Consider the following 9,848-nt stretch of genomic DNA (forward strand, 5'->3'; position numbering starts at 1 on the left):
TCACTGTCGCAATTTTGGTAAATAAAAAAAAACGCTCATATAGAGCGTTTTTATTAATAAACTTTAATGATAATATTTAGAATTTTAATTTAATATCAAGCTTAAACTCATCATAAATGGTTCTGTCGCCTAAATTATCAAAAAATGAACCTGAACCGTATTTGATGCCATATTTTGTTCGGTCTATAACTAATTTGGTTGTTGCAGTATTATCAGTTACTTTTAAATCAAAAGCGATAGGATTAGTTTTTCCTTTAATAGTCATATCTCCAGAAATTCCATAAACACCATTAGATTTTTCTGCTGCTGTGTTGATAACAAATTTTGCAGTTGGGTATTTATCGACTGCAAAAAAGTCTTCAGAGCTGAGATGATTTTCAAGTTTTGTTTTATCTTCACCTTTAAGGTTTGTAACATTAATGCTTGTCATGTCAACTGTAAATTCACCGCCAACAATTTTTCCTTTTTCAAACTCAAAATAGCCTTCATTAAGATTAATTGTACCAGTATTAGTAAGCACTAATGTTTCGCCAGACCAAACGATTTTGCTATCTTTGATGTTGACTTTTTTCTTTTCTACATCAGTAGTAAAGGCTACTAAAGTAAAAGCCATTATTACTGCCAAAATTGATTTTGTAAAATTTGATTTTGTTTTCATTGTTTTTAGTATTTAAAGGTTAAAATTAATATTCAGTAAATAATTCATTTTGAGATTTTCTCACTTTTTTAGCATGTTGTAGTTGGTCATCTTCACTTCTGTAACCAAGTGTCGCTATAACCGTTGCACGCAAATTTTTAGATTTTAAATCTAAAATATCGTCGTATTTTTCGTTGTCAAATCCTTCCATTGGGCAGGCATCAAAGCCAAAATGAGCTACTGCAGATAGAAGATTGCCCAAAGCAATATATGCCTGTTTTTGTGCCCAGATTATTCTGGATTCATCATCTAGTTTTAGAACTGTGTTTGCTAACATATCACGCATTCCACTTAAATCACTTTCATCAATATTTCGGGTTTGAGCAATGTTTTTAATGTATCGATCTAAATATTGGTCGTCAACATTAGTGTTTGCACAAAAGACAATTAGATGTGAGGCATCTGTTATTTGTGGCTGATTCCAAGATGCAGATTTGAGCTTTTTTCTCAAATCGATATCTTCTATAATCAAAACTTCATAAGGCTGAAGACCGTAAGAAGATGCAGAAAGCTGTATTGCTTTTTTTACATTATTAATTTGCTCATCGTTTAACTTTTTTTCTGGATTGAATAGCTTTGTCGCATAACGAAAGTTGAGTTTTTGAATGTAGTCGTGTGTTGTCATAAGTTTATTGTCTTAATTGATTTAATAATTCGTTTATTTGTTTTAAATTTTTGGTTTTCAGATGATTAGTCATTTCTAACTCTTTAGACTCAACAGAAGCGTTAAGTTTGTTTAAAAAATCTTCACCTTTTTGGGTAATGGATATTTCTACTTTTCTACGGTTTTCAGGACATACTTTTCGATTGACTAATTTTTTATCAATAAGCTTATCTACTAAACGTGTAGTATTGCTCATTTTGGTTACCATTCTTTCTTGTATCGTTGATAAATTTGCAGGTTTGCCTTTTTGACCTTTTAAAATTCTTAAAACGTTAAACTGTTGAATACTGATATCAAATGGTTTCAACACATTATTGATTTTTTCATCAATGTAGTTTGCTGAATAAATGATGTTAATCAGAGCCTTTTTATGTTCTGGTATTTTAAAAGATTTGATATGTGATTCAATATTCATGTATAAACAATAATTGTATATACAAATGTATAATTTTAATATATTCTAATTTGATAATATAATGTTAAATATTTAGATAAAAATTAATTTGATTGTACAATATCAAATCCAACTGTGTTGACTTGACTCGACTTTATAAGTCAGAAAATTGATGATTTCTAAGGCTTCTTTATGTTTTAAATAACTGATTTGCTCATCGCCAGAAGCCGTATAAATCAACAAGTCAGCGTGCTGGTTGCGTTGTTGATACCAATTGCGTTTTAAAGCTAACGATTGAATTTTATGCGTGGCTATATATTTCATATTGGTGTGAATTGAGCCAGAATGAATTTTTATTAAATTTTCATTGACTCCGATATGGCTTTTCTTTACAGTTTTGTATGAAATAATGCTAAAGATTACCATTAAGATCAGAAACACAATTGAGCTGATATAAAAATTTTGCCAGAAATACAGACCAATTCCAACACCCAAACTCAATATAAAATACCGTATCATCAATTGGATTATCAATCGCATACTGCTTTGACGTACAACGAATTCTTGAGCATAAGGCAAATCAAACAAAGATTGAAACATAATATTGATTTCATCATTGCTCACGCCTACAATGCCTATTTTCTTTTTCTTGTTAAGCTCTTCAGAAGAGGCTTGACTTATAAAAATATTTTTGATACCAAAAAGGTCTTTTATGGGGTTTTGCTCTACTTCAAAAACTTGTGTTTTACTCTTTTTGATAACTTGGTTCACGCGTTTAAAAAGTCCATAATCCACTTCAAACTCGTTATCAACTTTTGTGATTTTTAATTCAAAATATTTAATCACAGAAGTTGCAACGGTGACAATAAATGCAGCTGCTATGATAAAAATCACAAAACCAGCAATATAGCCAAGAGTTTCAGGAATTTGATCAAGGTAGGTTTCCTCAAAATGAACGCCAAATAGGTTTGAAAAAATATCTTCGATATACTGAAATAGAGTAGCAATAAATGCAAAAACCAAACCTAAACCTTTGAGATAATTTGAACTAATACCAACTTTTAGTAAGCGTTTTAAGTTCAAATGAAAAAGAACTTCGGGTTTTGTGGCAGTTTTAGTTGGTGTTTCTATATTTTCATTAATATTTTCTGTTTTGTTTTCAAGTAAAATATGTTTTAATTCAACTGCATCTTCACGGCTCAAAGCTTTGATGCTGATTTCAGCTTTACCTTGACCAGCGGTTTCAATTTCAAAGCCAACCACATTGAGCATCTGCTGTATTAAATTTTGATTGATATTGATGTTTTGAATCCTGTCAAAAGCAATATCTACATCTGTAAACTTAAACACACCGTGTCTTAGAAAAAATCGACCGTCTTGAATATGAAATTTAAAATTCAGATAACTTTTATAAGAATATAACAACTGCAAAACCAGTAATAATGTAAAACCCAATACAATAAACTCCCAATAATTTTGTCTGATGTTGCTACTCAATAAAGGTAAAAACGCAAAAATATTTTCTTTGATACGTTTGGCTAAATCCATTAAAAAAATGACCAAAATTCCCCTAAAATTTTGTCGCTGAGGTTTATAGAAATCAGTTTTCATCAAGGTCAGCAACTTTTAGAATTTGGGCTTTCAATTTGTCAGCATCGTTGCGGTTGAGTCCTGCAATGCTTAAATCACCTGTGGATGACCCAGCTGTATAAATTTTTAACGTATATAAATTAAAAGCTTTAAACACTAAGCCTTGTTTGACTTCTATGTGCTGAATGCGTTTGTAAGGTACGATGGTTTGCTTGAATACAAAAAAACCTTTTTGAAAAATCAAATCTTTTTCTCTGATGCCAAACTTTCGTCGAGAAAATCCTAATTCGATATTTAGTATGATAAGCAAAAATAAAATTGCCAAACCCCCAAAAATAGAGTAAAATATAGATGAAGGTAAATCTATTGAATATTCACTTAATAACAAACCAGAAAACACTAACAGAAACCAAAATGTATATAATATTCTCAAAACTTTTAAATAAGCTTTGTCAACAGGATGACCTTCTACAGTTTCAAAACGAGGTAAATCACCAAGATCTAAAGTTTGGTTTTGAAAATTTATCATGATGATTCATTCTTTTTAAGAAAAATAAGATTAGATAAAATAATTTTAAAATCTGAAATCAAAAATTATGGTATCCATTTGATATTTTTAAAATTAGGTTTTCTTTTTTCCAGAAACGCATTGCGACCTTCTTTGGCCTCATCAGTCATATAGGCAAGTCGAGTAGCTTCACCAGCAAAGACTTGTTGGCCAACCATGCCATCGTCAGTCAAGTTAAAAGCAAACTTGAGCATCTTGATTGATGTTGGCGATTTTTCTAAAATTTCTTGTGCCCATTGATAAGCTTCTTCTTCTAATTTTTCGTGAGTGATAGCGGCATTGACCATGCCCATATCAACCGCTTCTTGGGCAGAATAATTTCGACCCAAAAAGAAAATTTCTCGTGCTTTTTTCTGACCGATCATTTTGGCTAGATAAGCTGAGCCATAACCACCGTCAAAACTGGTAACATCGGCATCGGTTTGTTTGAAAATGGCGTGTTCTTTACTGGCTAAAGTTAAATCGCAAACCACGTGCAAAGAGTGACCGCCACCAACAGCCCAACCTGGCACAACAGCAATCACGACTTTGGGCATAAAACGAATTAAACGTTGCACTTCTAAGATATTGAGCCTTGGCATACCGTCATCATCAACATAGCCTTGATGACCACGAGCATTTTGATCGCCGCCACTACAAAAGCTATAAACACCATCTTTTGGCGATGGACCTTCAGCAGAAAACAAGACCACACCTATTGAAGTATCTTCACGTGCATCGAGAAAAGCTTCGTAAAGTTCTGCAACGGTTTTGGGTCTAAAAGCATTTCTGACTTCTGGTCTGTTGAAGGCAATGCGAGCAACGCCGTTAGATTTTTTATAAGTGATGTCGGTGTAAGATTTTACAGTCGTCCAATTCATAATTTAAAATAAGATTTGTAATCAGCGTGAAATGCCATTTCAGGAAAAAGATCAATCATTTCAAAAGCATAGTCTTGATCTTGTTGATATGCTTTTTGAAAAGTTATTAAAGCTTGATCAAATTTTTTGAGTTTAAAATAAACACCCGCTAAGCGATACATAAATTCTGGATGATTTTCATAGAATTCTTGAGCATAATCTAGAGTGTCTAAGGCATCTTTCCATTTTTTTTCTTCAATACAAATATCAATTTGCATCAAAAGATTTTCAAATTCATAATTACCAAATTCTAAGGCATGTTGAAGTCCTTTTTTGCTTTCTTCAAAATCACCAAGTTCATTATTGATGATACTAAAATTACGCCAGTGGTGCGGATTTTCTCCGTCAATATTTAAAGCTTTATTGACAAATGACAAAGCGGTTTTATACTCTTTTTTGTTCATGTAAAACTCAGTCAATGCCGACCAAGCTTTGTCCATCATTGGGTCTTCGTGAACGGCTTTTTTAAAAAACTTAACAGCTTCGTTAGTATGGTTTAATTTCATGTAACACTTACCAATTCTCAAATAGGCATAAGCCGTTGGGTCGTCGAGTTGGTTTGAAATTTTATAGTTTTCAATAGCTTCGTTGTATTGTTTAAGCCGTTCAAGCACTTTGGCTTTTTCAAGATAAGCTCCAACAAAATAATCGTCTGAATAGATAGCAAAATCAAAAGCTTGCAAAGCCCGTTTATCTTCGCCAATGTCAAAATAAAGTTTACCGAGTTGGTGCCAAGCAATTTCGCAATAGGGATTTTTATCTAAAAATTGATTGAGGTAAGCAATAGCTTCTTCTTGTTGGTCTAAAAAATCAAAACAATAAATGATGTTGTACAAAGCCGTAAAATCGTTGTGGTCTTGGTCTAAACATTTCATATAACTCAACTTGGCTTTTTCAAAATTTTCCATAAACAGATATTCAATACCTATCAAGTTGTATATTTCTGAAGGTTCAATAGCAAAGTCCAAGGTGTATTCTAAAGTTTCAATCGCTTCAAGATGCCGGTCTTGTTTGGAATATATATTAGCTTGAAGCACGTATATTTCTTCGTTTTCGGGATCTACTTTTTGAAGATATTTCAGCAAGTCTTCTGCTTGAGCGTGTTTGTCTTCAAAAATGTAAATTTCGGCTTTAAGAAGTTTTAGGTCTGTGTAATTAGGATGTTGGTCTAAACCTAATTTTAAAGCTTTTTTGGCTAAGGCCAGTTTTCCCATATCAATATAATGCTCTACAATTTCAACAAATTCATCTGCGTCAAAAAATAAGACGTTGTTGGTTTTGAGCATGTGTTCGAATTTTTCAATAGGGAAATCAAAGTCTTCGTTGGATTCAAATTTCATAAAAGAGACTTTTAGAATATTTATTGGTTAAAATTAAAAGGCTTTTCATTCGGTTTCTGTTTTTTTTAAATAGGTTGTTAACAAAATAATCAACAATTTATTAAATGTGCAAGTTACAAATTGTGTTATTAGAATAGTTATCTTATTAATGATACTTTCACATTGTCAATTCATCTAAAATTTTTAAAATGATTTTACAGCCTTTTTTGATATCGTCATCTGCTATTGTTAAAGGTGGTGTGATGCGTACGGCTTTTTTTTCATAAAGCAGCCAAAATAAAATCAGATTATGTTCTTTGGCTTTTAAAATCAGTTGATTGGCCAATTCTTCTGTTGTCATCATTAATGCTAACATCAACCCTTTTCCTCTGATTTCTTCAATTAAGGGATGTTTTAGTAAACTTTTAAATAGCAATTCTTTTTCATTAATTTGTTTGACGACATCAGTGTTTTCTAAAATCTCAAGTGTTTTTAAAGCGGTGGCTGCAACAACTGGATGTCCGCCAAAAGTTGTGATATGACCTAATTTAGGATTATCACTTAACAATTGCATCAATTCTCGAGAAGCTGTAAAAGCACCAATAGGAAGTCCAGATGCCATAGCTTTGCCTAAAACTAAAATATCTGGAACCACATCAAAATGCTGAAATCCAAAAAGTTTTCCAGTTCTACCAAATCCTGGTTGAATATCATCTAAAATCAATAAAGCACCTACTTTTTCACAGCGTTGTTTTACTTTTTTTAAATAATCGTTTTGAGGCAGAATAAAACCTGCAGCACCTTGAATAGTTTCAAGAATGACGGCGGCGGTTTGGGTTGTAATTGAGTCTAAACATTTTTCGTTATTAAACTCAATATGTTTGATTTCTGGCAAAAGTGGTTCAAAGGGTTGTGTGCGTTCCTGATAATCCATAAGACTTAATGCACCATAAGAATTACCGTGATAACACTGTTTTGCAGCGATAATCTGCGACCGACCTGTTGCTCGTCGTGCCAATTTTATCGAGCCATCAATGGCTTCTGTGCCACTGTTGACCAAATAGGTTTGCTCTAAAGGTTGTGGTAAAATTCGAGCTAAAGTTTTTGACACGTCTAAGGCTGGTTTTAGCACATATTCGCCATAAACCATAACATGAAGATATTGCTCAGCTTGAGTTTTAATAGCTTCTACAATTTCAGGATGACAGTGTCCTAAGTTGCAAGCCGAAACACCAGCTACAAAATCGAGATGAGCTTTGCCATCGGTTGTAAAAATGTAGCTACCTTTTGCAGATTTAACTTCTAATCCAAGTGGATGCGGTGTGGTTTGTGCTTGATATTTTTGAAATTCTTTATTCATTAATGCTTTTGACCTTCGATTTTGGTTTTAAGGTTTTTAGACCTTTATTTTGTTTCATAATAGGTTTTAGAATTGTGTCTGTTTTCTTAAGATTAGATTTTTCGTTAAGGTCTTTTTGTTGATAAAAAGGAGTAGTAATTGAGTCGTTTATTTTTAAATCTTTTAAACCATGAATTACAGTCAAATCAAATTTTGGTCTGTTAGATAGCAGTTCGGCTTTGGATTTTATTTTTTCTTCTCCACGCCATTCCATTCCTCTAAAAGTTCTGGCATTAGGCGGAAGTTCAGTTTCTGGATAAGTAACTCCTGAGACGTTATTGAAATAATACATATCGGTAACTTCTTTGTCTTTAAATTCAATTTTGATACTTGAGGCTAAGGTTTTATCAATGCCAATAAGTTCACCATCTTCATTTCTGGTATAGTAAATCGACTCAGCATTTTTAATAAAATGTGCTTCGGTTAATTCGTTATTTTCAAATAAACCAAACAATTCTTTGCCTTTGATTTGATTGAAACCTTCAATGCTGTCTTTTTGAACCATAAAACTATTGTAAAATACTTTTAAGGAGTCTAATTTATTGGTTTTTAGATTTGAAATTAGCATGATAGTGTCACCATTAACCTGACTATTGGCAGACCATAAAACGGGTTTTCCTATCATCTTAGTATAGCCAGTAATTTGTGATGAATGTATAGAATCGGCTTTACCGCTTAAATCAGATTTAAACAGTCGTGCATCTGGATAAGCTCTAACTATACGTTGGTCTGGCGGACCTGTTATCATCATGGTATCGCTGGCGATATGAATAGAATCGTTTTCTTGAAAGGTTGAGGCTATCGGGTTTTTGGTAATGATGACTGAATCTTTTACTTTATAAATTTCGGCATAATGGCCTTTGACTCGAGTTCGGTTGATGGTATCAATAATTTCAATATGGTTGGTTGCCGAGGCAAAATTTCGTTTTTGGTCAAAAAAGATGCTATCGCCATATAAGGTACGTTGTTCATAATCAACCTTTGAGTTTTTGACAAAATATCCAAAATCTTCTCGGGTATCAAAAAAACCACGCTCGCAATACACTTCGCCATTTTCTGTTGTTACCACTGATGGACCGTAGAGGTAAGCGTGTCCATTTTCAGTGTAAAAGTCTAAAATATCGGTTTTAATAATGTAATCTGGACTTGTAACTTTTACATCTTGCCGAAAGGCATACTTATCATTTTCTAATTCGTATGTGCCACGAATGCTGGTAATGGTGCTTGCGGTATCTTTTACGGTACCACCGCTTCTATAAAACGCTTTTTGAACGAGTCTATCAAAAAACAGCGAATCTGTGGTTAGTTGGTTGCTCGGCGTCGTTAAAACCACGTTTTCACTGGCAAAAGCAAACTGTGTTTTGCCATTATATTCAGCATAAGCACTACGCATGTTGATGGTGTCATCTTGTATCATTTTGACATTGCCATAGGCTTTAAAAAAATTTTCTTTTTGATAAAAAATAGCCTTGTCACACCAAACTTTAATGCCTTCGTGTTTAAAAAAAACTTGTTTAGTAACTTTATTAAAAATAAAAGCACCAGGATATAATTTTTCATTGATGTTTGTGCGTTCACTTTCGTATTCAATTTGGCTATTTTGAGAGAATCCATAACTACAAACCAACACAAAGCAAAAAATGATGAGCTTATTCAAATTCAAAAAGTTTATGCAAAATTACACAAAAGCCTTTATAATGTGATTAATAAGTGCTGTGAAATTGTTAAAATCCTGATAATTAACGTTTATTAGATACCAAATAACCGAAATATCAACTGGAAGAAAATTTAAGATTAACCTATTTGATCACAGTTTTTGTATATTTGTATATCAAATTAAATGTTATGGCTACAGAAACAGACAAAACAAAAGACAAGAAATCTAAGGCAAAAAAAGATACTAAATCAAAAAAAGTATCTAAAACTTGGTTGGCAATGGAAAAATTACAAGGTACAGGCGAGATATTAGACATGAAAGCAGTGCTCAAATAAAATAGATGGGGAGATACCTTTTAGATACTAACATTTTAGTTTTTACTATATCTGGCCAAACCCAAAACCTTTCAAGTGAGACAAAAAATATTTTAAGTGACTATAGCAATCAGCTTCATGCCAGCACCATATCAGTTTTGGAATTACTTCAATTGTATAGAATTGGAAAAATAAAAGTTAAACCATTTAAGTCAGCTCATGAATTGATTGATGCTATAGAAAATTTATTATAGGTAACTTCTAAAAACCGTTTATTTCTTTCTCTTTAAACTTTTCTAATTTTTTTTTGAAAATTTGATTTATGTTTTTTTTGATTCATATTTTTT

At 32.4% G+C, this 9,848-nt stretch carries 11 protein-coding genes; 2 read left to right on the forward strand and 9 right to left on the reverse strand.

Annotated features, from left to right (window positions below):
- Positions 1-76 precede the first annotated feature (76 nt).
- The 9 genes from ACSSV5_RS04630 to ACSSV5_RS04670 all read right to left on the reverse strand — a co-directional run bounded on the left by ACSSV5_RS04630 (position 77) and on the right by ACSSV5_RS04670 (position 9,187).
- A complete protein-coding gene (locus tag ACSSV5_RS04630; RefSeq protein ID WP_454244964.1) occupies positions 77-658 on the reverse strand; it encodes a YceI family protein in 582 nt (193 codons plus the stop codon).
- A 25-nt stretch (positions 659-683) separates the two neighbouring features.
- Complete coding sequence (locus ACSSV5_RS04635) at positions 684-1,322, reverse strand: NAD(P)H-dependent oxidoreductase (RefSeq protein ID WP_211066798.1); 639 nt, start codon at positions 1,320-1,322, stop codon at positions 684-686.
- Between the two features lie 4 nt (positions 1,323-1,326).
- A complete protein-coding gene (locus ACSSV5_RS04640; RefSeq protein ID WP_454244965.1) occupies positions 1,327-1,776 on the reverse strand; it encodes a MarR family winged helix-turn-helix transcriptional regulator in 450 nt (149 codons plus the stop codon).
- A gap of 102 nt (positions 1,777-1,878) precedes the next feature.
- A complete protein-coding gene (locus ACSSV5_RS04645) occupies positions 1,879-3,366 on the reverse strand; it encodes a PH domain-containing protein (protein WP_454244966.1) in 1,488 nt (495 codons plus the stop codon).
- Positions 3,356-3,874, reverse strand: coding sequence for a PH domain-containing protein (locus ACSSV5_RS04650; protein ID WP_454244967.1), 519 nt, complete (start codon positions 3,872-3,874; stop codon positions 3,356-3,358). The genes ACSSV5_RS04645 and ACSSV5_RS04650 overlap by 11 nt, the downstream gene beginning before the upstream one ends.
- 65 nt (positions 3,875-3,939) lie before the next feature.
- Entirely contained in the window at positions 3,940-4,773 is an 834-nt protein-coding gene (locus ACSSV5_RS04655) for a 1,4-dihydroxy-2-naphthoyl-CoA synthase (RefSeq protein ID WP_454244968.1), read from the reverse strand.
- Positions 4,770-6,152: a tetratricopeptide repeat protein gene (locus tag ACSSV5_RS04660; RefSeq protein ID WP_454244969.1), complete on the reverse strand. Its 1,383-nt coding sequence runs from the start codon at positions 6,150-6,152 to the stop codon at positions 4,770-4,772. Before ACSSV5_RS04660 ends, ACSSV5_RS04655 begins: the two co-directional genes overlap by 4 nt.
- Before the next feature lie 157 nt (positions 6,153-6,309).
- Positions 6,310-7,491 (reverse strand): aspartate aminotransferase family protein, encoded by a 1,182-nt coding sequence (locus ACSSV5_RS04665; protein ID WP_454244970.1) that lies wholly within the window; start codon positions 7,489-7,491, stop codon positions 6,310-6,312.
- Positions 7,484-9,187, reverse strand: coding sequence for an OstA-like protein (locus ACSSV5_RS04670; RefSeq protein ID WP_454244971.1), 1,704 nt, complete (start codon positions 9,185-9,187; stop codon positions 7,484-7,486). Before ACSSV5_RS04670 ends, ACSSV5_RS04665 begins: the two co-directional genes overlap by 8 nt.
- 188 nt (positions 9,188-9,375) lie before the next feature.
- Here ACSSV5_RS04670 and ACSSV5_RS04675 point away from each other — a divergent pair, with 188 nt between their 5' ends.
- Both ACSSV5_RS04675 and ACSSV5_RS04680 read left to right on the forward strand, forming a co-directional pair.
- Positions 9,376-9,522, forward strand: a complete 147-nt coding sequence (locus ACSSV5_RS04675; protein WP_454244972.1) for a hypothetical protein — start codon at positions 9,376-9,378, stop codon at positions 9,520-9,522.
- A gap of 5 nt (positions 9,523-9,527) precedes the next feature.
- Positions 9,528-9,755: a hypothetical protein gene (locus tag ACSSV5_RS04680; RefSeq protein ID WP_454244973.1), complete on the forward strand. Its 228-nt coding sequence runs from the start codon at positions 9,528-9,530 to the stop codon at positions 9,753-9,755.
- The last annotated feature ends 93 nt before the right edge of the window (positions 9,756-9,848 follow it).

The sequence above is a fragment of the Psychroflexus sp. MBR-150 genome (genome assembly GCF_053628795.1).

What these genes read in the sequence shown, in the direction of transcription:
- ACSSV5_RS04645 (WP_454244966.1), bottom strand. Translation starts at nt 3,366, where the DNA reads ATGAAAACTGATTTCTATAAACCTCAGCGACAAAATTTTAGGGGAATT.
- ACSSV5_RS04675 (WP_454244972.1), top strand. Translation starts at nt 9,376, where the DNA reads ATGGCTACAGAAACAGACAAAACAAAAGACAAGAAATCTAAGGCAAAA.
- ACSSV5_RS04665 (WP_454244970.1), bottom strand. Translation starts at nt 7,491, where the DNA reads ATGAATAAAGAATTTCAAAAATATCAAGCACAAACCACACCGCATCCA.
- ACSSV5_RS04640 (WP_454244965.1), bottom strand. Translation starts at nt 1,776, where the DNA reads ATGAATATTGAATCACATATCAAATCTTTTAAAATACCAGAACATAAA.
- ACSSV5_RS04660 (WP_454244969.1), bottom strand. Translation starts at nt 6,152, where the DNA reads ATGAAATTTGAATCCAACGAAGACTTTGATTTCCCTATTGAAAAATTC.
- ACSSV5_RS04635 (WP_211066798.1), bottom strand. Translation starts at nt 1,322, where the DNA reads ATGACAACACACGACTACATTCAAAAACTCAACTTTCGTTATGCGACA.
- ACSSV5_RS04630 (WP_454244964.1), bottom strand. Translation starts at nt 658, where the DNA reads ATGAAAACAAAATCAAATTTTACAAAATCAATTTTGGCAGTAATAATG.
- ACSSV5_RS04655 (WP_454244968.1), bottom strand. Translation starts at nt 4,773, where the DNA reads ATGAATTGGACGACTGTAAAATCTTACACCGACATCACTTATAAAAAA.
- ACSSV5_RS04680 (WP_454244973.1), top strand. Translation starts at nt 9,528, where the DNA reads ATGGGGAGATACCTTTTAGATACTAACATTTTAGTTTTTACTATATCT.
- ACSSV5_RS04650 (WP_454244967.1), bottom strand. Translation starts at nt 3,874, where the DNA reads ATGATAAATTTTCAAAACCAAACTTTAGATCTTGGTGATTTACCTCGT.